Source organism: Streptomyces sp. CA-294286 (assembly GCF_050947155.1).
GTDB lineage: Bacteria > Actinomycetota > Actinomycetes > Streptomycetales > Streptomycetaceae > Streptomyces.
Genome location: NZ_CP192005.1, coordinates 4,979,195 through 5,000,567, shown reverse-complemented (window position 1 = coordinate 5,000,567; position 21,373 = coordinate 4,979,195). Strand labels below are relative to the sequence as shown.

Sequence of the window (21,373 nt, the reverse complement as noted above, 5' to 3'; positions counted from 1 at the left end):
CTCCCGCCAGGTACCGTCGATGCGTGTACCGCTTCCTGTTGTCCCGGCAGTGGGTGTTCCTCACCCTTTTCGTGCTCGTCCTCGTCCCGACGATGGTCGAACTCGGCTTCTGGCAACTCCACCGCCACGAGCACAGGGTCGCGCAGAACCAGCTGATCGCGGGGAACCTCGCGGCCCCGCCGAAGCCGGTGGGCGAGCTGACCTCCCCCGGCCACACCGTTCCGCGGGCCGACTACTGGCGCACCGCGACGGCCACCGGGACCTTCGACACCACGCACGAGGTCGTCGTACGGCGCAGGACCTCACGGGACGACCAGGTCGGTTTCCACGTACTGACCCCGCTGGACCTCAAGGGCGGCGGCACGGTCGTGGTGAACCGAGGCTGGGTGCCCTTCGGCTCCGACCAGCAGCAGTTCCCGCACATCCCGGCGCCGCCCCGGGGCGAAGTGACCGTCACCGGCCGTCTCAAGGCCGACGAGACGACCTCCGGCAGCGGCATCAAGGACCTCGCCGGGCTGCCGCCCCGGCACGTCATGCTGATCAACAGCGAGCAGCAGTCGAAACTGCTCGGCCGCCCCGTCCTCGGCGGCTACCTCGAACTGACGAAGCCCGCCCCGTCCGACGGCAGCCCCGAGACGATCGGCGTGCCGGACTCGGAGTCGATCGGTGCGCACATGGCGTACGCCGTCCAGTGGTGGCTGTTCGCGGCGAGCGTGCCGGTCGGCTGGGTCGTTCTCGTACGGCGCGAGAAGCGCGAGCGGGACGAGGCGGCGGCCCGCGCCGCGACGGAGGGGGCCGGGGCGGCCGAGCCCGCCACCGCCTCGGCGTAGCGGCCCGCGCTCGTCCCCGGCCTGCGTGGATTGGTCCCGCTCGTGACCGGGCAGACGCCTGAGCGTGACCCAACGCATCGAGGACTACGCGCTCATCGGGGACCTCCAGACCGCCGCCCTGGTCGGTCGTGACGGTTCCCTGGACTGGCTCTGCCTGCCCCGCTTCGACTCCGCGGCCTGCTTCGCCGCCCTGCTCGGCGACGAGGAGAACGGCCATTGGCGGATCGCTCCCGAGTCCTCCGCCACCTGCGCCTCCCGCTCGTACCGGGGCGACTCGCTCGTCCTGGAGTCGGTGTGGGAGACCCGCTCGGGGAGGGTCAAGGTCACCGATTTCATGCCGCAGCGGGACAACGCGCCCGACGTCGTGCGCATCGTGGAGGGGCTGTCCGGCGAGGTCGAGATGCGGTCCACACTGCGGCTGCGCTTCGACTACGGCAACGTCGTCCCGTGGATGCGCCGCTCCGACGGCCTCAGGGTCGCGGTGGCGGGCCCCGACGCGGTCTGGCTGCGCGACGTGCCCAGCTCCGACCGGGTGAAGGTCAAGACCTGGGGGCAGCAGTACAGCACCCGCTCCTCCTTCGCCGTCCGCGAGGGCGAGAAGGTGGCGTTCATCCTGACCTGGCACCCCTCGCACGAACCCCGCCCCGCGCTCATCGACCCGTACGAGGCGCTGGAGCACAGCCTGGAGGACTGGGCGCTGTGGGCCGCCAAGTGCACGTACGACGGCCCCTACCGGGAGGCGGTGCTGCGCTCGCTCATCACGCTCAAGGCCCTCACCTACGCACCCACCGGCGGCATCGTCGCCGCCCCCACCACCTCCCTCCCGGAGCAGATCGGCGGAGTCCGGAACTGGGACTACCGCTACTGCTGGCTGCGCGACTCGACCCTCACCCTCGGCGCGCTGCTCGCCGCCGGCTACCTGGACGAGGCCGCCCACTGGCGCGACTGGCTGCTGCGCGCGGTCGCCGGCGACCCCGCCGACCTGAAGATCATGTACGGGCTGGGCGGCGAGCGCAGGCTGCCGGAGACGGAACTGCCGTGGCTGGCCGGGTACGAGGGCTCGGCCCCGGTACGGATCGGGAACGACGCCGCCGAGCAGCTCCAGCTCGACGTGTACGGGGAGGTGATCGACTCCCTGTACGTGGCGCGCGGCTCGGGTCTCGTCGCCAAGCCGCACGCCTGGAACCTCCAGCTCAGCCTGCTCGGCTTCCTGGAGACGATGTGGCGCGAACCGGACGAGGGGCTGTGGGAGGTACGCGGCCCGCGCCGGCACTTCGTGCACTCGAAGGTCATGTCGTGGGTGGCCGCCGACCGCGCGGTCCGCACCCTGGAGGCGGACCCCTCGCTGCCCGGCGACGCGGCGCGGTGGCGGGCGATGCGCGACGAGGTGCACCGCGAGGTCTGCGAGAAGGGCTACGACCCGGAGCGCAACACCTTCACCCAGTCGTACGGCTCGCGGGAACTGGACGCGGCGACCCTGCTCATCCCCATGGTGGGCTTCCTGCCGCCGGACGACCCGCGGGTGGTGGGCACGGTCGAGGCGGTGCGCAGCGAACTCGCCCGGGACGGCAGCTTCGTCCGCCGCTACAGCGCGGACGAGACGGGCGACGGGCACCGGGTGGACGGCCTGCCCGGCGGCGAGGGCACGTTCCTGGTCTGCTCGTTCTGGCTCGCGGACGCGCTGCTGATGACGGGCCGGGTCAAGGAGGCCCGCGACCTGTTCGAGAAGCTGCTGGCCCTGCGCAACGACGTGGGGCTGCTCGCCGAGGAGTACGACCCGGTGGCCGGCCGTCTGCTGGGCAACTTCCCGCAGGCGTTCAGCCACATCGGCCTGGTGGGTACGGCGTTGGCACTGGCCCGGGAGGACGCCGTCGCGCCGGAGGGTGCAGGATAGCGCCATGGATCTTGGACTGAAGGACCGTGTGTACGTCGTCACCGGAGCCAGCCGGGGGCTCGGCTTCGCCGCGGCGAAGGAACTGGTGGCGGACGGGGCGAAGGTCGTCCTGACGGCCCGCGACGAGAAGACCCTGGCCGACGCGGCCGGTGAACTGGGCCCGAACGCTGCGGCGTTGGCGGCGGACAACGCGGACCCGGCCACGGCGGCCCGGCTGATCGAGGAGGCGCGCGGCCGGTTCGGCCGGTTCGACGGCATCCTCATCAGCGTCGGCGGGCCCCCCGCGGGCACGGTGGCCGACAGCACGGACGCACAGTGGCGGGACGCGTTCGACGCGGTGTTCCTGGGCGCGGTGCGACTGGCACGGACCGCGGCGGAGTCCCTCGGCGAAGGCGGTGTGATCGGCTTCGTGCTGTCCGCGTCGGTGCACGAGCCCATCCCGGGCCTGACCCTCTCCAACGGTCTGCGGCCGGGCCTGGCGGGATTCGCGAAGTCGCTCGCCGCCGAGGCGGGGCCGCGCGGCGTGCGCGTGGTCGGGCTGCTGCCGTCGCGGATCGACACCGACCGGGTCCGTTACCTGGACTCGCTGGCCGCAGACCCGCAGGCGGCCCGCGCGGGACACGAGGCGAGCATCCCGCTGCGGCGGTACGGGACCCCCGAGGAGTTCGGCCGGGCAGCGGCGTTCCTGCTGTCGCCGGCGGCGTCCTACCTCACGGGCGTCATGCTCCCCGTCGACGGCGGTGCCCGCCACGGCTTCTAGCCCCACCGCACTCCCCCGCGGCCCCGCACCCCCGGGGCGGCGGGATCCGCCCGACGGGCGCGCGGGGCTGCCTTCAGGTTCAGCCTCTTGGACGGCGGGGTCGGCCCTCGGCCACGCGGGGTCCCTCACAGGTCTCCCACGATCCGAGACAGCAAGGACGGCCGCCCCGCGGGCACGCGGGGCCCCTGCACGAGCGAACCGAGTGCCTGGGGGCGGGTGGGCAAGGGGGCGGGTGGGCAAGGGGGCGGATGGGCAGCAGGGGGGGCGGCCCCCACCCGACGGTGCCCCCGCCGTACGCCACCCACCCCCACTCCCCGGTCCGCCGCGCCCTCCTTCCCCGCCTCGTCTCAGCGCACGCGCCCGGCTCCTCCCCGGCCCCCCGCCCCGCGTACCCGTACCTCCGTCGGCAGCCTCTCCAGCCGCACCGACTCCCGCGCGCGGGCCACCGCCACCGCCGCCAGGTCCGCGACCGCCTCCGCCGGGACCGCGGACGGGCTCACCGTCAGCCGGATGCGGACGCGCGGCGCGGACTGGCGACCCGTCAGGGCGACCACGGCCCGGTCGACGCCCTCCACCGCTTCCGACTCCTCACCGAGGACCCGTTCCAGCGCCCGCCCGCGCAGCAGCACCGGGCCTTCCTCGTCCGGCACCCGCAGCATCGCGAGCCTCTGCCGCCGCAGCTGTGCCAGCAACCACCACAGGGCGAGCAGCGCGACGACGGCGAGCGCCGCGATCACGGCCGGCCACCACCACCCCTCGTCCCGCCACCGTGCCCGGTCCGCCGCGCTCAGCAGCACGTCGCCCCGGCCCGTGAAGGGCCACCACGAGGGGACCCGGACACCGAGCCCCGCCATCAGGGCGGCGCCGCCCAGCGCGAGCAGCGCCAGGCCCAGCAGCCCCAGCAGCACCCTGTTCACCCGTGTCAGCACGGTCTGCACGCCCCCTCACCCCTCTCCGCCCGTCACCCGTTCCGACCGCTCGACCCGCACCGCGAGCGCGGGGTCCCGGGCGAGGCCCAGGTCCGCCGCCCCGGCGCGCATCGCGTCCTCCAACTCCTCGCGCACATCGGCGAGTTCACGGAAGTGCGAGACCGCTCGTACGGTGACCTTGGCGCGGCCGACCCGTACGCGGGCCGCCTCCACCCCGGGCACCCCCATCGCACGGTCGCGCAGCACCAGGGCCGCGGCTCCCCGGTCGAGCCCGGCCCGGACGTCCGGATCGCCGGCGTCCGACCGCATGGGCAGCAGGGACCGCAGTCCCGGGGTCACCGCGAGCACCACCAGCCACAGACCGAGTGCGACGGCCAGGCCCGCACCGACCTTCACCCACACCTGGTCCAGCGGGCGCTCGGCCAGCTGTGTGGCGATCTCGCGGCGCCAGCCCATGCCCGGACGGCCGGCCCGTACCGCGACCACGTCGTACAGCAGCAGGCCGGCCGTGCCGAGCAGCACCGTGGAGACGAGGGCGGCGGGAAGTTTGCGCGCGGACCAGAACCGCTTCGCGGACGCGGCGTCGCGTCGGCCGGACGACGTCCTTGGCTCGGCCTGGAGCGTGGGTACGTGTTCGCTCACCGCGTCCTCCCGCCCTGCGGGTCCACCCGGAGCAGCCGGTCGACCACCACCGTCACCTCGGGCACCTCCATACCCGCCAACTCCCGTACTTTCGAGGCGACTTGGCGGCGCACCGAGGCGCACTGCGCGGCGATGTCCGACGGGTAGCCCAGTTCGAGCCCGACCCGTACCCGGGCCCGGGAGTCGCGCACGGCCACCTCGGCGTGCGGTGCCGCCACGCCCGTCGGCGGTGTGTCGCCGAGCGCTTCGCCGGCCGCTCGGGCGGCGATCTTCGTGACGACCCGGTCCGCGATCTCCAGCGCTCCACGGTCGGCGGCGGGTACGGACGCGGACGGCCGCGCCTCCACCACCCGCGTCACCGCGGCCGGGAACGGTCGTCGCGTCCGCGGCCCCGGGGCCGCAGGAGGTCGCCCGGGTCGAGGTCGCCGTCCAGGTACCTGCCGACGAGGCACCCGATCAGGCCGAGTGCCGCGACGATCACGAACGCCCCGAACCCGCCGAAGTACCCGGCGAACCCCAGCGCGATGCCGACCGCGAGGCCGACCAGAGACAGACTCATCGAACCGCCCTCACTCCCAGGTCTGAACTTCCGGATCTGTGCTTCACCGCAGCCTCTGTTCCTGCTCGTCCTCGTCCTCCTCGTCGGGCAGCTTCACGTCGCCGACCGCGATGTTGACCTCGACGACCTCCAGGCCGGTCATCCGCTCGACGGCCGCGACCACGTTCTCCCGCACCGCCCGTGCCACGTCGGCGATGGAGACGCCGTACTCGACGACGATGTCCAGGTCGAGCGCGGTCTGCACCTCGCCGACCTCGGCCTTCACACCGCGGCTCACGGACTTGGCGTTGCCGCCGGGCACCCGGTCGCGGACCGCGCCGAACGTACGGGAGAGGCCGCCACCCATCGCGTGGACGCCGTCCACGTCGCGGGCCGCGAGGCCGGCGATCTTCTCCACCACGCCGTCGGCGATGGTCGTGCGGCCACGGGTGGACGGGTCGCCGCCGCCGCGCTGGGGGGAACTGGCGCCGGACGCGGACACGCCCGGGGATGCGGACAGTTCCTTCCCCTGGCCGCCGGTCCGGATGGTGCCGCGCTGCTGCTCGTTGCGCTGCTGTTCGGTGTCAGCCATCGCTGTTCATCCCTTTCCGGGGGGTACGCGGTACTGGACTCCGTTGCCACATTAAGTCCGCCTGCCCGATGTCGCGCCCGGGATGCGGCAGGCTGGCCCCATGGCATCCACAGCACCCGACGAGGGTTGGACGCAGGCGGTACGGCAGCGGCTGGGCCTGGGCAGACTGCTGCCTCTGGGCGGGCCGGGGGACGGCGTGTGGATCGCGGAACGCGCGGCGGACCGCGTCCTGCGCCTCGCCGGCCGGTCGGTCGACGGCACCGCGCTCGGGGCGCTCAGGGTGGGGCTGGCCGAGCCCGACGCGGTGCCCGGCAGCCCGGCCGTGCCGCCACCGCCGGGTTCGCTGCCGCTCGGCCCGCTGTGCGTGACGGCGGAGTTCCGGGCAACGCCGCACGAACCGATCCCGTACACGGCGAAGAGGCTGCGGTCCGCCCTGTTCGCGGCAGCCGCCGACCGGCTGGGGCTGGAGGTCGTGGAGGTGGACCTGCGCGTCACGGGCCTGCTGGGCGACGTACCGGACAGGCCCGAGGCGGAGAAACAGCCGCCCGCTGGTCCACCCGGGCGACAGAACGGGGTTCCGGCCGCGGACGGGCCGGAAGCGCTGGCGGCCCTCGGCGTTCCCGGGGTGGCCCGGCTGACCACCGTACTGGGCACGCGGCCTGTCACGCACGACACGGCGCCGCCCGGCGGCCACGTCCTCGTGGAGGTGGCGGTGACCGGGGAGCGCCGTGCTCTGGAGGTGGCCCTGGAGGTCCGCGCGCGGGTCGCGGGCGCGGTTCAGGGACATCCGTCGGTGGCCGTGCTGATCACCGAGGTGGTCACGGACGGCATGGCCTAGCCGGACGGCGTGGGGTCAGTCGGAGAGCCCGGCGAGGTCCCGCAGCCGACGTGCCTGCGCCGCCCGCTCCGCGGTGCGCTGCTGGTCGTACGTACGGCCCGCGGCGCCCTGCAGGAGTGCCTTCGTCTCGACGACCGCGTCGCGCGGTGCGGCGAGCAGGGCGGCGGTCAGGTCGCGCACCGCGCCGTCGAGCTCGGCCGCGGGCACGACGAGGTTGGCGAGGCCCGTGCGTTCGGCCTCCGCCGCGTGGACGAAGCGTCCGGTCGCGCAGATTTCGAGCGCGCGGGCGTACCCGACGAGACTCACCAGCGGGTGGGTTCCCGTCAGGTCCGGCACGAGGCCGAGGCTGGTCTCGCGCATGGCGAACTGCACGTCTTCGGCGACGACCCGCAGGTCGCAGGCGAGGGCGAGCTGGAATCCGGCGCCGATCGCATGCCCCTGCACGGCGGCGATGCTGATCAGGTCGGGACGCCGCCACCAGGTGAACGCGTCCTGGTACGCGGCGATCTCCGCGTCGAGGTCCGTGTCGGAGCCCCGCGCGAGGTCGAGGAAGGACGGCTCACCGTCGAAGCCTTCCGGAGTGAACGCCTGCCGGTCGAGGCCCGCGGAGAAGGATTTGCCCTCTCCGCGCAGCACGACCACCCGGACATCGCCGGGCAACGCCCTCCCGGCCTCCGTCAACGCCCGCCACAGAGCGGGGGATTGGGCGTTGCGCTTGGCCGGGTTGGCCAGGGTCACCGTGGCTACGGCGTCCTCGACGGTGAGTTGCACGCCGTCTTTGTCGAGTACGGGGTCGAGCGAAGCCATGGGGTGCCTCCGGGGTCGGATACGGTGCCGCCGCCACTCAAGCGGACTTAAGTGACTGCACAGTAACCACCCGGCCGACCGCGCGAACGACCGGCCCCACACACTGCGACCTCGCACCCGTCCCGTGCGGGACACGAGGTCTCGTACGGGTCGAGCTGCACACGTAAAGCCGGTAACTCCGTCCGCGCGGCCGTCAGGCGGTTGCCTTCTTGCCCCGCGTCGCTCCGCCGCGTCCGCGCAGCGTCACTCCGGACTCACTCAGCATCCGGTGGACGAATCCGTAGGAGCGGCCGGTTTCCTCGGCCAGCGCCCGGATGCTCGCACCGGAGTCGTACTTCTTCTTCAGGTCTGCCGCGAGCTTGTCGCGCGCGGCGCCGGTTACCCGGCTGCCCTTCTTAAGAGTCTCGGCCACCCGTGCCTCCTCAAGGAAGTGCGCTCTGGACTTCTCATGATCACCCCTCCCCGGCTTCCTGGCCACCCATTCGGCAAGGTCCGTACAACAAGGTGCGCCGCGGAGGAAGTGACAACCGCACCCGGACTGGCTCATTCCGCGTGTCCTTCGCCATAGCGGAATCCGGTCGCTCCCGGGAATGTCCAGGTCAGCACGGCTAAACGATCAGTGGCACGCCGAAGGCCCGTCCCGGCACGGGACGGGCCTTCGGGGCGGATGCGCCGCACCGCGGTACGAGACGCACTCACTCAGATTGAGGATCACGCGTAGGCCGAATGATCCAGTCGGAGTGGATCAGCGGGGCCGCCCTGCCAGGTACTTTGCCGCCGGACTGTGCCGCGGCCATGGGGCGGGCCGACCGGTCACGCCAGGGCCACGAGGTCCGCGTAGTCCGGTCCCCACAGGTCCTCGACGCCGTCGGGGAGCAGGATGATCCGCTCCGGCTCCAGCGCGTGGACGGCGCCCTCGTCGTGGGTGACGAGGATGACGGCGCCCTTGTACGTGCGCAGCGCGCCGAGGATCTCCTCGCGGCTGGCCGGGTCGAGGTTGTTGGTGGGCTCGTCGAGCAGCAGCACGTTCGCGGACGAGACGACCAGGGTGGCGAGCGCGAGACGGGTCTTCTCGCCGCCGGAGAGCACCCCGGCCGGCTTGTCGACGTCGTCGCCGGAGAAGAGGAAGGAGCCCAGCGTCTTGCGGACCTCGACCAGGTCGAGGTCGGGTGCGGAGGAGCGCATGTTCTCCAGGACGGTGCGCTCGGGGTCGAGCGTCTCGTGCTCCTGGGCGTAGTAGCCCATCTTCAGGCCGTGACCCTCGATGACCTGGCCCGTGTCGGGCTTCTCGGCCCCGGCCAGCAGCCTCAGCAGGGTCGTCTTGCCGGCGCCGTTGAGGCCGAGGATGACCACCCGGGAGCCCTTGTCGACGGCCAGGTCGACGTCGGTGAAGATCTCCAGGGAGCCGTACGACTTGGACAGGCCCTCCGCCATCAGGGGGGTCTTGCCGCAGGGCGCGGGCTCGGGGAAGCGCAGCTTGGCGACCTTGTCCGAGACCCGGACGGCGTCCAGGCCCGCGAGCAGGCGGTCGGCGCGCTTGGCCATGTTCTGCGCGGCGACCGTCTTGGTGGCCTTGGCGCGCATCTTGTCGGCCTGCGCGTGGAGGACCTTGGCCGTCTTCTCGGCGTTCTGGCGCTCGCGCTTGCGGCGCTTCTCGTCGGCCTCGCGCTGCTGCTGGTAGAGCTTCCAGCCCATGTTGTAGACGTCGATGGCGGCGCGGTTGGCGTCCAGGTAGAAGACCTTGTTGACGACCGTCTCGACCAGCTCCACGTCGTGGGAGATCACGATGAAGCCGCCGCGGTAGTTCTTCAGGTAGTCGCGCAGCCAGACGATGGAGTCGGCGTCGAGGTGGTTCGTGGGCTCGTCGAGGAGCAGGGTGTCGGCGTCGGAGAAGAGGATGCGGGCCAGTTCGACGCGACGGCGCTGGCCGCCGGAGAGGGTGTGCAGCGGCTGGCCGAGCACCCGGTCGGGCAGGCCGAGGGCGGCGGCGATGGTGGCGGCCTCCGCCTCGGCGGCGTACCCGCCCTTGGTGAGGAACTCCGTCTCCAGGCGCTCGTACTTCTTCATCGCCTTCTCGCGGGTGGCGCCCTGCCCGTTGGACATCCGCTCCTCGTTCTCGCGCATCTTGCGCAGGACCGAGTCGAGGTCGCGGGCGGAGAGGATGCGGTCCTTGGCGAGGACGTCCAGGTCGCCGGTGCGCGGGTCCTGCGGGAGGTAGCCGACCTCGCCGGAGGAGGTGATGGTGCCGCCGGCCGGGATGCCCTCGCCGGCGAGGCACTTGGTGAGCGTGGTCTTGCCCGCGCCGTTGCGGCCGACGAGCCCGATGCGGTCGCCCTTGGCGATGCGGAAGGACGCGTTCTCGATGAGGATGCGGGCGCCGGCACGCAGCTCGATGCCGGAGGCGGTGATCACGGAAGTACTCCTGTGCGGGGTGGGACGGCGGAAGGTGGGAAACGGGCGGGGATTCTGCTTCGACGCCGCTAATGCGCAAGGAGAAGAGCCATACGGCCCAGTCTAACGGGAGCTCGCAATCCCTTTTCGGGGCCCGGGGACCGCCCGGGGCACGGGCCGGGGCACGGGCCGGTGGGTGGCTTCGGTCCGGTGGGGGGCTTCCTTCCGGTGGGCGCCCGCGGACGCGTTGCCCAGCGGGACGCGGCCCGGGGTGACGCGGCCGAGGACGTCGACGGGAACGACCTGGTCGGTCCAGGCCGCCGGTACCGGGCAGGGCTGCGCCACCAGCAGGACGCGGGCCGTGCGTACGGTACGGGCCGCCGAGAACGCACAGCCGGACCGGGCGGGCAGCACCCAGCGGAGGTCGCCGTCGGCGGTGCGGTAGGCCGCGATGTGCCGGGGGGTGACGACGGCGAGCATCTCGGCCGCCGGGTCGAGCGGCTGGAGCACGCCGGTGGCGCGGCCGTCGAAGCCGGGGATCGCACGGTGCCAGCGGACCGGACGGCCGTGGGCCCGGGGGGTGTCGGTGACCAGCCCGTCGCTCCAGAGGGTGAAGACGTGGCCGGACGCGGGCCGTACGGCCAGGGGACGGCGCCCCGTACGGGTGTACGTCCACCGGACGCGCCCGGTGGTCCTCTCGTGCGCCTCGACGGCCCGGTCGCGGATGCGGACGGCGGGGGCCGGGCCGGGGGCGGTGACCGGCGCGTGGACGGTGAGGAGGTCGCCGTAGGGGGCGGGGCGGGCCCGGTGGGCGGCGGTGAGGAGGGGGACGGCGAGGGCGGCGGCCAGGACGGGGGCCAGGAGGCGCGCGGGGCGGCGGAGGCGGCCGGGGCGGGGTCGGAGCATGGAGCGGAACGTATCGGCGGACGGGCGGCGTCGGTGGAGGGATGCGGGACGACACGGCGGGGCGGCGGGCAGAGGGTCCCCCGTTCGGCGGGGTGCTCGGGGGGCAGGAGAAGCGCGTAACGGAGCGAATGGGCTGATACTCGGCGCAGGGCGGCGGTCGCCGTCCCCGACCGGCCGAAACAGCGTGAGCAGAGGGTGGTGTGGCCCCGTGCAGTTCGACGACGACGCCAATCTGGACACCTCGGAGGTCCGGGACGTGCGCGGGAGTCGCGTTCCCGGTGGCAAGGCCACGATCGGCGGAGGCATCGTCGGCTTCATCGCGCTGATCATGGGGGTGGTGTTCGGGGTGGGCCCGGAGCAGCTGGGGCTGTCCTCCGACGGGGAGGACCCGGCCGCGGCGCCGTCCTCGCAGGCCCAGGTGCAGCAGTCCTGCCGGACCGGCCGGGACGCCAATGCCAGGGAGGACTGCCGGATCCTCGGCGTGGTCAACAGCGTGCAGGACTTCTGGCGGCAGGAGTTCGCGCGGCGGGACGCGACGTACGGGTCGGCGAAGACGGTGTTCTTCACCGACCGGGTCGGCACGGCGTGCGGTACGGCAAGCTCGGCCGTCGGACCCTTCTACTGTCCCGGCGACAAGCAGGTCTACCTGGATTTGGGATTCTTCGACGAGCTGCGGACGAAGTTCGGTTCCAGCGGCGGCCCCTTCGCGCAGGCCTACGTGGTGGCGCACGAGTACGGACACCACGTCCAGAACCGGATGGGGACCCTCGCCCGTTCGCAGGACGGACGCCAGGGCGCGGACAGCAACGCGGTGCGGGTGGAGCTCCAGGCGGACTGCTACGCGGGGGTGTGGGCCCAGCACGCGACCCGCACGCCGGACGAGAAGACCGGGAAGCCCCTGATCACGAAGCTGACCGACGACGACATCAGGGACGGTCTCGACGCGGCGGCGGCGGTCGGCGACGACCGGATCCAGGAGAAGTTCCAGGGGCGGGTGACGCCGGAGACCTGGACGCACGGCTCGGCGGCCCAGCGGCAGCAGTGGTTCTACACGGGCTTCGAGACGGGCGACATGGCGCGCTGCAACACCTTCCGCTGAGCCCCTGCCGTCGGCGTTCGCGCTGGTCGGCGCGATTGTCGGTGCCGACTGCGAGACTGTGTCACAGGTCACATCACGTGACGCGCACAGATCGAGGGGTGAGTGGCATGACTGACGTACCGAGCATGTACCCGAGCCTGCTGTACCGGGACGCGAAGGCGGCGATCGAGCTGCTGACCGGCGCCTTCGGCTTCACGAGGGGCCCGGTGTTCGAGGGCGAGGGCGGCACCGTGGAGCACGCCGAGCTGAGCTTCGGCAACGGCACGGTGATGCTGGGCAGCAAGGGCCGGGGCGGCCAATTCGACGAGGCGATGGCGGATTCGGGCCCGTCGAGCGTGTACGTCGTGGTGGCCGACGTGGATGCCCACCACCAGCGGGCCGCGGAGCACGGGGCGGAGATCCTGATGCCGCCCACGGACCAGGACTACGGCTCGCGGGACTACACGGCCCGCGATCCGGAGGGCAACATCTGGGCCTTCGGGACGTACGTGCCGGGGGCGCATCGCTGAGCCCCCGGCAGACGTGCGCGCCTCGCGCCCTACGCCCCGCCGGTGTGCACCTGGAACGCCGCGCGGCGCACGGCCTTCGCGAGGGCGGGGTCGGGGTGTGCGGCGGCGAGCGCGACCAGTACCTGCACGGTGCGCGGGTGGCCGACGGCACGGACCTCGTCGAGCAGAGCGGGGACGGTGCCCTGGACCGCCGATTCGAGGTGACGGACCAGCAGTTCGCTCTCGCCGTGGTCCGCGACGGCGGCGGCGGTGTCCACCCACAGCCAGGTGGACTCCTCGCGGGTGAGCAGGTCGTGGGCGTCCTCGGAATCGACTCCCTCGTGCTCGGCGAGCCACAGCAGGGCGTACGGGCGCAGGGCCTGCTCGTCGGCGGCGGCGCGCACCTCGGCCTCGGCGGGCGCGCCCACCACGCGCAGCGCCTCGAAGGCGAGACCGCGCAGCAGGGCGTCCTCGCCGCGGGCCACTTCGAGGAGTTCGAGGACGGCGCTGCCCACGGTGCGGGCGGCCAGCCAGGCGCGGTACTCGGCGCGGGCCGGGCCCGGGGTGAGGCCGGCGCAGCCGCTGAGCATGGCGTCGGCGGACTGCTCGATGTTCCCGGCGGGGCTCTGCGCGGCCACGCAGATCTGCTCCAGCTTGACCCAGACCGCCCAGCTGCCGAGCGGGGTCAGGGTGGCCTGGCCCTCGCCGAGGGTCAGGGCGCCGACGGAGGCGAGGCCCTCCAGGGCCCAGTCGAGGAGGGAGGACAGGGGTGCGGGCGCGGAGTGCGTGGCGGACTGGGCGGGGATGCCGTGCAGGTGTGGCGGTACCTCGCAGCGCTCCTCGTGCAGCTCGGCGACGCGCTGCTGGAGCAGGTCGAGCAGTGCCGGTACCAGGACGGGCCCGGCCGAGAGCTGAAGAAGGGAGAGCACCTGCGGGACGGACTCCACGACCTCCGCGACGGTGACCGGGGTGATGCCCTCGGGCGCCGGGTGGACGATCGACCAGGCGTCGAACAGGGCGACCCAGCCGCGCAGCACGGCGGCGTCGTCGCGGTCCCAGGCGCGCAGCCGCCAACCGGGGCGGGCGCTGGCACCGTGGATCTCGACGAGACCGGCGAGCCGGGCCCGGTCCCATCCCGCGCGGACCTTGGCCTCGGTGAGGCGCAGCGCTTCGGCGGCGCGTTCGGCGGAGGCGGCGGAGAGCGTGCCGGCCTGGCCGGGCCGCGGGGCCGCGCCGCGGGCCCGCTCGGTGTCGGCCCAGCGGGCGATGCGGGCGGCGTCCGCGAGCACCTCCCGGGCGTGACGGGCCAGTTCCGCCTGGGCGGGGGTCCCCTCTGGGGGGCGGGGGGCCGGGCGGGTACGCCGGTTCGTCACGGCCCGTCGGGCCGTGGCGAGGGGTCGCGGGCGGACAAGTCGGAGTCTGGAGTCGCGCGGTGTACGGGACGTCACGTGCAGCAGTGTCTCCGCTGACTGCCCGAAAGCCCAAACGGAATGTCGCGCACCGCCCACGGAGCGGCGTCGGATCTGCTACAAGGCGCTCATCCGGAGGGGGCCGACGGGCCGCGTTCCGGTGCGCGACCACCCGCGGGACCCGGGTCCCGGTGGCGCGGCCGGCCGCGCGGGACCCGGGTCACCGTTGCCCGGCCCGCCACGCGGCACCCGGGTCACCGTTGCCCGGCCCGCCACGCAGGGCGCATGTCCCGGTGGCGCGCGACCACCCGCGGGGTCCGCTTCCCGCCAGCCCGGCCTCCGCTTGGGTCCGCCCCGCGAGGGACCGCCGCACGGGGCCGTTACATCAGCGGGGTGAGAAAGCGCCGTAGTACCTCTTCGTAGCCGGCCGGGTCGGCGTTCCACATCGCCGCGTGGGCGGCGTCCGGAACGGTGTGCAGGGTGACCACGTCCGGCCGGGCCTGCGCGAGTGCGCGGGACGGCCCCCAGGGAGCGACGGTGTCGCCGGGCCCGTGGATGATCAGCGCCGGGACGCGCAACCCGTCGGGGTCGGCCGCCGCACGCAGTCGGTCGCCGTGCGCTCCGGTGCTGCCCTGCGCGGCGCGCACCACGAGCGGCAGCAGGGCGCCGGGGGTGCGCCGGGCCCTGGCCAGGGCGCGCACGGTGGCCTCCCAGTCGAGCACCGGGGAGTCGAGGACGAGCCCGCTCACGTGGTGGCGGACGGACGAGGAGGTCGCCGCGCGCAGCGCCATCGCCGCGCCGGTGGACCAGCCGTACAGGATGACCCGGTCGGCGCCGTGGCGCACCGCGTGCCGGATGGCGGCGTCCAGATCGCGCCACTCGGAGTCGCCGAGGTGGCCGAGGCCGTCGGGCGAACGGGGCGCGCCCGCGTCGCCCCGGTAGGCGAGGTCGAGCACGGGCATCCGGTGGCGGTGCAGGAACGCGAGGACGTTGAGCGGGTGCTCGCGGGTCGCGTCGAGGCCGTGCACGGTGATCACCCAGGTGGCGCGGGAACCGGGCACGAACCAGGCGGGCAGCGCGCCGAGTTCGCCCATGACGTCGGTGTTCTCGAAGTCGAGGCCGAGCGCGCTGCCCGGGTCGCCGGTGTGCACGTACGGGGTGAGCCGCACTGTCGTCCCGGGTTCGAGGGAACCGCGGGTGACGCGCTTCAGGCGGCGTACGACGGTGTGGGCCTCGTGCGGGGCCTCTTCGAGGACGGGGCCGACGACGGCGTGGACGCGTTCGCCGTCCGCCCCGGCGCCCTCCAGTCCGTACACGCCGGGCCGGAGCGTGGTCAGGTCGCGGGTCAGGGTGATCCGTCCGGGCGCCGTGGCATGCACGGTGACGCCCGGGTCGCCGGGCGGGGGCCGTCGGGGCGAGGAGTTGAGGGCCGCGGCGCCGGCGTACCGGGCGGCGGCGACTGTGGCGGCGCCGATGCCGATCAGGGTGGTGACGGCCGCTGCCGTCGCTTTAGCCGGGTGCACCGCTCCAGTGTCCGTACGGCGGGACGGAACTGCCAGTGGGCAGGGCCGGTGGAGGCCGAGCCCGCTCATGTGGGAGGGCCGGGGGCGGCCGGTTCGGAGCCCGTGGGCAGGCAGGGTCGGCAGAGGCTGGGCCCGAGTCCGTGGACGCGGCCGGTGGCGGCCGATCCCGGGCCCGCGAGCAGGCGTGGCCGGTGGAAGTCGAGCCCGCTCACGTGACAGGGCGGAGGAGGCCGAGCCCTATCCCGTGGCGGGGACGGCGGCGGCCGAGCCGGAGCCTGGGGCCCGCCGTGCCGGGAGGTCAGCCGCGCTGGCCGTAGCCGCGCAGCTGTTCCTTCACCGCGTCGAGCTGCGGGCCCGAGAGCAGGGACGGGGAGTGCCCGGGGACGGCGGAGGCGGTGAGCCACAGGCGGCACATCCACTCCAGCTGGGCGGTGCGGTCGTACGCCTGGTCGAGGGTGTCGCCGTAGGTGAGGGCGCCGTGGTTCGCCATCAGGCATCCGCTGCGGTCGCGCAGTGCGTGCAGCACGTTCTCCGCCAGTTCGTCGGTTCCGTACGTGGCGTAGGGGGCCGTGCGGATCGGGCCCCCCATGGCGGCGGCCATGTAGTGGATGAGCGGGAGCCGGTCGACGAGGGTGGAGACGGCGGTGGCGTGCACGGCGTGGGTGTGCACGATCGCGCGCGCGTCGGTGGCCCGGTAGACGGACAGGTGCAGGGGGAGTTCGCTGGTCGGTGCGAGGGCGCCGAGGACTTGGCGGCCGTCGAGGTCGACGCCCACGGCGTCGTCGGGGCCGAGCCGGTCGTAGGGGACGCCGCTCGGGGTGAGCAGCACGAGGTCGCCGAGGCGGACGGAGACGTTTCCGGAGGTGCCGACGACCAGGCCGTCGGCCACCGATCGGCGGGCGGTGGCCAGAAGTTCCCGCCAGGCCCGGGGCACCGCGGTGGCCCCGCCTGTCCCGTCCGTCGCAGCCGTCGCAGCCGTCGCCTTGTTCGTCATGGGCGGCATCCTGCCAGCCGGGGCGCCGGTACGGCAGTGGCGTACGGAAGGTGTGCGCAGGGGCGGGCGGCGACCGGGACCCGCTTCCGGGTGACGAGGATCTCCTCGACGGGTCGTCCGGGCGGTCGAGGGGCCCCGCGCGACGTCGACGCGCCGGTCAGCCCTTGGGGCTCCGCCGTTCCGGTGGAAAACGGAACGGCGACACGGCGTTTCGGGTCACCGCAGCGCCCTGCCCAGTTCATCTTCCGTTCACTCAGGTTGCCTACGTTCAACGCGCCACTGACCTCAAACGATTGCCTGGGTAAATGGAACACATCACGCTCCTTCTCGGAATCGTGATCGTGACCGCTCTCGTGTTCGACTTCACGAACGGTTTCCACGACACTGCCAACGCGATGGCCACCACCATCTCGACCGGCGCACTCAAGCCCAAGACGGCGGTGGCCATGTCCGCCGTGCTGAACCTCGTAGGTGCTTTCCTCTCCGTCGAAGTCGCCAAGACGATTTCCGGAGGGCTCATCAACGAGAGCGGCATCACGACGGAAGTGATCTTCGCAGCGCTCGTCGGCGCGATCCTGTGGAACCTGTTGACCTGGCTGATCGGCCTGCCGTCCAGTTCCTCCCACGCACTCTTCGGCGGCCTCATCGGTGCCACTCTGATGTCGGTCGGCGCCTCCGGCGTCAACGGCAGCGTCGTCATCACCAAGGTGCTGCTGCCCGCCATCGCCGCCCCGATCGTCGCGGGCATCGCCGCGTACCTCGCCACGAAGCTCACCTTCAAGCTGGCGAGCAGGACCGACGAGAAGGCCACCGCCAAGGGGTACCGGGCGGGCCAGATCGCCTCGGCCGGTCTCGTCTCGCTCGCGCACGGCACCAACGACGCGCAGAAGACGATGGGTGTCATCACCCTCGCCCTGGTCACCGGCAACGTCCTGGTCCCCGGCTCCAACCCGCCCATGTGGGTCATCGTCTCGGCCGGTGTGGCCATCGCGCTCGGCACCTACCTCGGCGGCTGGCGCATCATCCGCACCATGGGCAAGGGCCTCACCGACCTCCGGCCGCCGCAGGGCTTCGCCGCCCAGACCAGCGCCGCGACGGTCATCCTGGCCTCCTCGCACCTCGGTTTCTCCCTCTCCACCACCCAGGTCTGCTCCGGCTCCGTGATGGGCGCCGGCCTCGGCCCCAAGGGCGGCGTGGTCCGCTGGTCGACCGCGACCCGGATGTTCGTCGCCTGGGGCCTGACCCTCCCGGCCGCGGGTGCGATCGCCGCCGCCGCCGAGTTCCTCACCGGTCAGGGCACGTGGGGCGTCACCGCCGTCGCGATCCTGCTGGTCGTCGGGTCGGCCGTGATCTGGCTCCTGTCGCGCCGCAAGCCGGTCGACCACACCAACGTCACCGCCGACGACCTGGACGCTCCGGCCGGCGAGAACGCCGGCGTCGTCTCCGCGGCCGTCGCCTCGGTCTCCCCGCCCCCGGCGGGCGTGCTCCCGCACGAGGCCACGCACATGGTCACCGGTGACATAAAGGCCACCCTCCACTCCCCCACCGAGGCGTCCCGCCCGGCCGCCTCGGTCTAAGGAAGCGCACACATGAACATCGACTGGGCAGCTCTGGGCACCGTCTTCGGCGTCAGCCTCGTGGCCACCGTGGCTCTGGTGGGTCTGTTCACCCTCGGCATCGTCGGCCTCTCCAAGCAGACCGCGGCCGCCGCGTCCGGCGGTTCCGCGACCGTGGCCCGCACCGGCGCGTACGCCTGCTTCGCGCTGTGCGCGGCGGCCGTGGCGTACGGGATCTACCTGATCGTCGTCTGACACCCGTTCCTTCGAACCGCCCCGCGCCCCGTGCGCGGGGCGGTTCTGCGTGCGCCCCCGGGTTCTCGCCCGCCGCAGGTCAACCCCAGGTTGACGGGCGTTCGCGGGGCGTGGTGGACTGCCGGAGCCAATACGGCGGCATGGAGAGGAAGCCGGTGCGAATCCGGCGCGGTCCCGCCACTGTCACCGGGCGGCTCGCACGAGCCGTACGGAAGCCAGGAACTCCCAGCCGCTCGTCACGTCGAACCAGGGCGCGGACCCTGAGTGAGGACACACAGCCATGCCCGGCTGCGGAACCCGCAGTTCAGCCGCCCCCTGCCCGGTTTCCGGCACGGGAGGCGCCCCTGCCTTCGCCGACGCCCGCCTCTTCGCGTACGGCGCCGCCGCCGGGATGCTCGCGGACCTCCTGTTCGGTGATCCGCGCCGCGGGCACCCCGTCGCCGCCTTCGGCCGTGCCGCGGGCGCCGTGGAACGCGTGCTGTGGCACGACCACCGGGCGTGGGGCGCACTGCACACCCTGGTGTGCGCGGGCGGCGGCGCCGGTGCGGCGGCCGTCGCCGCACGGGCCGTACGACGCTCCCCCGCCGCTTCGGTCGCACTGACCGCCGCGGTGACGTGGTCCGTCGTCGGCGGCACGTCGCTGGGGCGCGAGGCGCGGGCGATCGGCGGGGCCCTCGCGGCGGGCGACCTGGAGACCGCGCGCGAGCGCCTGCCCCACCTGTGCGGGCGCGACCCGCACTCCCTGGACGGGCAGCAGATGGCGCGGGCGGTGGTCGAGTCCGTCGCCGAGAACACGTCGGACGCGGTGGTCGGCGCACTGGTGTGGGGCGCGCTCGGCGGCGTCCCCGGCCTGGTCGCGTTCCGGGCGGTGAACACGCTGGACGCGATGGTCGGGCACAAGTCGGCGCGATACCGCCGGTACGGCTGGGCCTCGGCCCGGCTCGACGACGTGGCCGGCTGGCCGGGCGCACGGCTGACGGCGGCGCTCGCGGTGCTCGCCGGGGACGACCCGCGGGGTGCCGTGCGGGCCTGGCGCGCCGATGCCGCGGCGCACCCGAGCCCCAACGCGGGCCCGGTCGAGGCGTCGTTCGCGGGGGCGCTGGGTGTGCGGCTGGGCGGGACGCTGTCGTACGCGGGCCGGGTCGAGCACCGGGCGGTGCTCAACGGCGCGGCCGGCCGCGCCGTCGCCGTACCGGACATCGAGCGTGCGGTGCGGCTGTCGCGTCGGGTGGGTGTGCTGGCGCTGGCCGCGTGCGCGGCCGGGCGGCTGGCGGTTTCGTACGTGCGGGCCGGACACGGGGACAAGGGGCACAGCGCATGAGCGGCGGCGGACTGCTGGTCGCGGGGACCACCTCGGACGCGGGCAAGAGCGTCGTCACGGCGGGGATCTGCCGGTGGCTGGTGCGGCAGGGCGTGAAGGTCGCCCCGTTCAAGGCGCAGAACATGTCGCTGAACTCGTTCGTCACGCGCGAGGGCGCGGAGATCGGGCGCGCGCAGGCCATGCAGGCGCAGGCGGCGCGGGTCGAGCCGACCGCGCTGATGAACCCCGTACTGCTGAAGCCGGGCAGCGACCGCTCCAGCCAGGTGGTGCTGCTGGGCAAGCCGGTGGGCGAGATGAGCGCGCGCGGCTTCTTCGGGACGGCGGGCGGCAGGAAGTACGGCGAGGGCGTGCAGGGCGGGCACCGGGAGGCGCTGCTCGGCACGGTGACCGAGTGCCTGGCCGAGCTGAGGAGCCAGTACGACGCGGTGATCTGCGAGGGCGCGGGCAGCCCGGCGGAGATCAACCTCCGGCGCACCGACATCGTGAACATGGGCATCGCCCGCGCCGCAGACTTTCCCGTGGTGGTGGTCGGGGACATCGACCGGGGCGGCGTCTTCGCGTCGTTCTTCGGCACGACGGCCCTGCTGGCCGAGGAGGACCAGCGGCTGATCGCCGGCTACCTGGTGAACAAGTTCCGGGGCGACGTGTCGTTGCTGGAGCCGGGCCTGCGGATGCTGGAGGACCTCACCGGGCGCCGGACCTACGGCGTGCTCCCGTACGCACACGGGCTCGGCATCGACGAGGAGGACGGACTGCGGGTCTCGATGCGCGGTGCGGTGCGGGAGTCCGTGGTCGCGCCCCCGGTCGGCGAGGACGTGCTGCGGGTCGCGGTGTGCGCGGTGCCGCTGATGTCGAACTTCACCGATGTCGACGCGCTGGCGGCCGAGCCGGGCGTGGTGGTGCGGTTCGTGGACCGGCCGGAGGAACTGGCCGACGCGGACCTGGTGGTCGTGCCGGGGACCCGGGGCACGGTGCGCGCGCTGGAGTGGCTGCGGGAGCGGGGACTGGCGGACGCGCTGCGGCGGCGGGTGGCCGAGGGACGGCCGGTACTGGGGATCTGCGGGGGCTTCCAGGTCCTCGGCGAGCGCATCGAGGACGAGGTGGAGTCCCGGGCGGGAGTGGTGGACGGGCTGGGCCTGCTCCCGGTGCGGGTGCGGTTCGCGCGGGAGAAGACCCTGGCGCGGCCGGTGGGCGAGGCGCTGGGCGAGCCCGTGGCGGGCTACGAGATCCATCACGGGGTCGCCGAGGTCCTGGGCGGGGAAGCATTTCTGGACGGCTGCCGGGTCGGCTCGGTGTGGGGCACGCACTGGCACGGGTCGCTGGAGAGCGACGCGTTCCGGCGTGCCTTCCTGCGCGAGGTCGCCGCGGCGGCGGGGCGGCGGTTCGTGCCGGCGCCGGACACGAGTTTCGAGGCGCTGCGGGAGGAACAGCTCGACACCCTCGGGGACTTGATCGAGGAGCACGCGGACACGGACGGGCTGTGGCGGCTGATCGAGTCGGGTGCCCCCCGCGGGCTGCCGTTCGTGCCGCCGGGAGCACCGGAGGCACGCGGATGAGAAGTGCCGTATGCGCGACAGCGGTCGCGGTCGTGACAGCTGTGC

The 21,373-nt window shown here is 73.6% G+C and carries 22 protein-coding genes and 1 riboswitch; of the genes, 10 read left to right on the top strand and 12 right to left on the bottom strand.

Annotated features, from left to right (window positions below):
• Nucleotides 1-23 precede the first annotated feature (23 nt).
• The 3 genes from ACQPZG_RS26790 to ACQPZG_RS26780 all read left to right on the top strand — a co-directional run bounded on the left by ACQPZG_RS26790 (nt 24) and on the right by ACQPZG_RS26780 (nt 3,484).
• Nucleotides 24-830, top strand: coding sequence for an SURF1 family cytochrome oxidase biogenesis protein (locus ACQPZG_RS26790; RefSeq protein ID WP_433548269.1), 807 nt, complete (start codon nt 24-26; stop codon nt 828-830).
• A gap of 64 nt (nt 831-894) precedes the next feature.
• Nucleotides 895-2,724: a glycoside hydrolase family 15 protein gene (locus ACQPZG_RS26785; RefSeq protein WP_433548268.1), complete on the top strand. Its 1,830-nt coding sequence runs from the start codon at nt 895-897 to the stop codon at nt 2,722-2,724.
• A gap of 4 nt (nt 2,725-2,728) precedes the next feature.
• On the top strand, nt 2,729-3,484 hold the full coding sequence (locus ACQPZG_RS26780; protein WP_433548267.1) for an SDR family oxidoreductase: 756 nt from the start codon (nt 2,729-2,731) through the stop codon (nt 3,482-3,484).
• A gap of 347 nt (nt 3,485-3,831) precedes the next feature.
• Here the strand turns inward: ACQPZG_RS26780 and amaP are convergent, their stop codons facing one another.
• From amaP to ACQPZG_RS26755, 5 genes are read right to left on the bottom strand one after another with little or no spacing between them, the layout of a single operon-like run.
• Nucleotides 3,832-4,422 (bottom strand): alkaline shock response membrane anchor protein AmaP, encoded by a 591-nt coding sequence (gene amaP / locus ACQPZG_RS26775; protein WP_433548266.1) that lies wholly within the window; start codon nt 4,420-4,422, stop codon nt 3,832-3,834.
• Between the two features lie 6 nt (nt 4,423-4,428).
• Complete coding sequence (locus ACQPZG_RS26770) at nt 4,429-5,055, bottom strand: DUF6286 domain-containing protein (protein WP_433548265.1); 627 nt, start codon at nt 5,053-5,055, stop codon at nt 4,429-4,431.
• Nucleotides 5,052-5,414, bottom strand: coding sequence for a hypothetical protein (locus ACQPZG_RS26765; protein ID WP_433548264.1), 363 nt, complete (start codon nt 5,412-5,414; stop codon nt 5,052-5,054). The genes ACQPZG_RS26770 and ACQPZG_RS26765 overlap by 4 nt, the downstream gene beginning before the upstream one ends.
• Nucleotides 5,411-5,614, bottom strand: a complete 204-nt coding sequence (locus ACQPZG_RS26760) for a hypothetical protein (protein ID WP_433548263.1) — start codon at nt 5,612-5,614, stop codon at nt 5,411-5,413. Before ACQPZG_RS26760 ends, ACQPZG_RS26765 begins: the two co-directional genes overlap by 4 nt.
• A gap of 43 nt (nt 5,615-5,657) precedes the next feature.
• Entirely contained in the window at nt 5,658-6,185 is a 528-nt protein-coding gene (locus tag ACQPZG_RS26755) for an Asp23/Gls24 family envelope stress response protein (RefSeq protein ID WP_433548262.1), read from the bottom strand.
• A 100-nt stretch (nt 6,186-6,285) separates the two neighbouring features.
• Here ACQPZG_RS26755 and ACQPZG_RS26750 point away from each other — a divergent pair, with 100 nt between their 5' ends.
• Nucleotides 6,286-7,023 (top strand): nucleopolyhedrovirus P10 family protein, encoded by a 738-nt coding sequence (locus ACQPZG_RS26750; protein WP_433548261.1) that lies wholly within the window; start codon nt 6,286-6,288, stop codon nt 7,021-7,023.
• Between the two features lie 15 nt (nt 7,024-7,038).
• On the opposite strand, the gene ACQPZG_RS26745 is transcribed toward ACQPZG_RS26750, so the two are convergent.
• The 4 genes from ACQPZG_RS26745 to ACQPZG_RS26730 form a co-directional block, all read right to left on the bottom strand.
• Nucleotides 7,039-7,830 carry an enoyl-CoA hydratase/isomerase family protein gene (locus tag ACQPZG_RS26745; RefSeq protein WP_433548260.1) on the bottom strand — a complete coding sequence of 264 codons (792 nt, stop codon included), beginning with the start codon at nt 7,828-7,830 and terminating at the stop codon, nt 7,039-7,041.
• Between the two features lie 193 nt (nt 7,831-8,023).
• Nucleotides 8,024-8,242 (bottom strand): helix-turn-helix domain-containing protein, encoded by a 219-nt coding sequence (locus ACQPZG_RS26740; RefSeq protein WP_185035675.1) that lies wholly within the window; start codon nt 8,240-8,242, stop codon nt 8,024-8,026.
• 401 nt (nt 8,243-8,643) lie between these two features.
• The gene (locus ACQPZG_RS26735; protein ID WP_433548259.1) at nt 8,644-10,242 is read right to left on the bottom strand and encodes an ABC-F family ATP-binding cassette domain-containing protein; all 1,599 of its coding nucleotides are present in this window, start codon (nt 10,240-10,242) and stop codon (nt 8,644-8,646) included.
• A 102-nt stretch (nt 10,243-10,344) separates the two neighbouring features.
• A complete protein-coding gene (locus ACQPZG_RS26730) occupies nt 10,345-11,127 on the bottom strand; it encodes a hypothetical protein (RefSeq protein ID WP_433548258.1) in 783 nt (260 codons plus the stop codon).
• A 208-nt stretch (nt 11,128-11,335) separates the two neighbouring features.
• Here ACQPZG_RS26730 and ypfJ point away from each other — a divergent pair, with 208 nt between their 5' ends.
• Both ypfJ and ACQPZG_RS26720 read left to right on the top strand, forming a co-directional pair.
• On the top strand, nt 11,336-12,226 hold the full coding sequence (gene ypfJ, locus ACQPZG_RS26725; protein ID WP_433548257.1) for a KPN_02809 family neutral zinc metallopeptidase: 891 nt from the start codon (nt 11,336-11,338) through the stop codon (nt 12,224-12,226).
• Nucleotides 12,227-12,333: 107 nt separating this feature from the next.
• Nucleotides 12,334-12,735: a VOC family protein gene (locus tag ACQPZG_RS26720; protein ID WP_433548256.1), complete on the top strand. Its 402-nt coding sequence runs from the start codon at nt 12,334-12,336 to the stop codon at nt 12,733-12,735.
• 29 nt (nt 12,736-12,764) lie between these two features.
• On the opposite strand, the gene ACQPZG_RS26715 is transcribed toward ACQPZG_RS26720, so the two are convergent.
• The 3 genes from ACQPZG_RS26715 to ACQPZG_RS26705 form a co-directional block, all read right to left on the bottom strand.
• Complete coding sequence (locus ACQPZG_RS26715; protein ID WP_433548255.1) at nt 12,765-14,162, bottom strand: hypothetical protein; 1,398 nt, start codon at nt 14,160-14,162, stop codon at nt 12,765-12,767.
• 341 nt (nt 14,163-14,503) lie between these two features.
• The gene (locus ACQPZG_RS26710; RefSeq protein WP_433548254.1) at nt 14,504-15,646 is read right to left on the bottom strand and encodes an alpha/beta hydrolase family protein; all 1,143 of its coding nucleotides are present in this window, start codon (nt 15,644-15,646) and stop codon (nt 14,504-14,506) included.
• Nucleotides 15,647-15,944: 298 nt separating this feature from the next.
• The gene (locus tag ACQPZG_RS26705) at nt 15,945-16,640 is read right to left on the bottom strand and encodes a class II aldolase/adducin family protein (protein WP_433548253.1); all 696 of its coding nucleotides are present in this window, start codon (nt 16,638-16,640) and stop codon (nt 15,945-15,947) included.
• Between the two features lie 305 nt (nt 16,641-16,945).
• Between ACQPZG_RS26705 and ACQPZG_RS26700 the strand changes: the two genes are divergently transcribed.
• The 4 genes from ACQPZG_RS26700 to ACQPZG_RS26685 all read left to right on the top strand — a co-directional run bounded on the left by ACQPZG_RS26700 (nt 16,946) and on the right by ACQPZG_RS26685 (nt 21,328).
• On the top strand, nt 16,946-18,217 hold the full coding sequence (locus tag ACQPZG_RS26700; RefSeq protein ID WP_433548252.1) for an anion permease: 1,272 nt from the start codon (nt 16,946-16,948) through the stop codon (nt 18,215-18,217).
• A 12-nt stretch (nt 18,218-18,229) separates the two neighbouring features.
• Nucleotides 18,230-18,451: a hypothetical protein gene (locus ACQPZG_RS26695; RefSeq protein ID WP_433548251.1), complete on the top strand. Its 222-nt coding sequence runs from the start codon at nt 18,230-18,232 to the stop codon at nt 18,449-18,451.
• Between the two features lie 97 nt (nt 18,452-18,548).
• Nucleotides 18,549-18,696: riboswitch (cobalamin riboswitch) on the top strand.
• A 35-nt stretch (nt 18,697-18,731) separates the two neighbouring features.
• Nucleotides 18,732-19,772, top strand: a complete 1,041-nt coding sequence (locus tag ACQPZG_RS26690; RefSeq protein WP_433548250.1) for a cobalamin biosynthesis protein — start codon at nt 18,732-18,734, stop codon at nt 19,770-19,772.
• A complete protein-coding gene (locus ACQPZG_RS26685) occupies nt 19,769-21,328 on the top strand; it encodes a cobyric acid synthase (RefSeq protein WP_433548249.1) in 1,560 nt (519 codons plus the stop codon). Before ACQPZG_RS26690 ends, ACQPZG_RS26685 begins: the two co-directional genes overlap by 4 nt.
• The last annotated feature ends 45 nt before the right edge of the window (nt 21,329-21,373 follow it).

Bases quoted from the DNA above. Each gene is read 5' to 3' on its own strand.
- ACQPZG_RS26780 (WP_433548267.1), top strand. From the start codon at position 2,729: ATGGATCTTGGACTGAAGGACCGTGTGTACGTCGTCACCGGAGCCAGC.
- ACQPZG_RS26760 (WP_433548263.1), bottom strand. From the start codon at position 5,614: ATGAGTCTGTCTCTGGTCGGCCTCGCGGTCGGCATCGCGCTGGGGTTC.
- ACQPZG_RS26755 (WP_433548262.1), bottom strand. From the start codon at position 6,185: ATGGCTGACACCGAACAGCAGCGCAACGAGCAGCAGCGCGGCACCATC.
- ACQPZG_RS26750 (WP_433548261.1), top strand. From the start codon at position 6,286: ATGGCATCCACAGCACCCGACGAGGGTTGGACGCAGGCGGTACGGCAG.
- ACQPZG_RS26745 (WP_433548260.1), bottom strand. From the start codon at position 7,830: ATGGCTTCGCTCGACCCCGTACTCGACAAAGACGGCGTGCAACTCACC.
- ACQPZG_RS26730 (WP_433548258.1), bottom strand. From the start codon at position 11,127: ATGCTCCGACCCCGCCCCGGCCGCCTCCGCCGCCCCGCGCGCCTCCTG.
- ACQPZG_RS26720 (WP_433548256.1), top strand. From the start codon at position 12,334: ATGACTGACGTACCGAGCATGTACCCGAGCCTGCTGTACCGGGACGCG.
- ACQPZG_RS26705 (WP_433548253.1), bottom strand. From the start codon at position 16,640: ATGACGAACAAGGCGACGGCTGCGACGGCTGCGACGGACGGGACAGGC.
- ACQPZG_RS26700 (WP_433548252.1), top strand. From the start codon at position 16,946: ATGGAACACATCACGCTCCTTCTCGGAATCGTGATCGTGACCGCTCTC.
- ACQPZG_RS26695 (WP_433548251.1), top strand. From the start codon at position 18,230: ATGAACATCGACTGGGCAGCTCTGGGCACCGTCTTCGGCGTCAGCCTC.
- ACQPZG_RS26690 (WP_433548250.1), top strand. From the start codon at position 18,732: ATGCCCGGCTGCGGAACCCGCAGTTCAGCCGCCCCCTGCCCGGTTTCC.
- ACQPZG_RS26685 (WP_433548249.1), top strand. From the start codon at position 19,769: ATGAGCGGCGGCGGACTGCTGGTCGCGGGGACCACCTCGGACGCGGGC.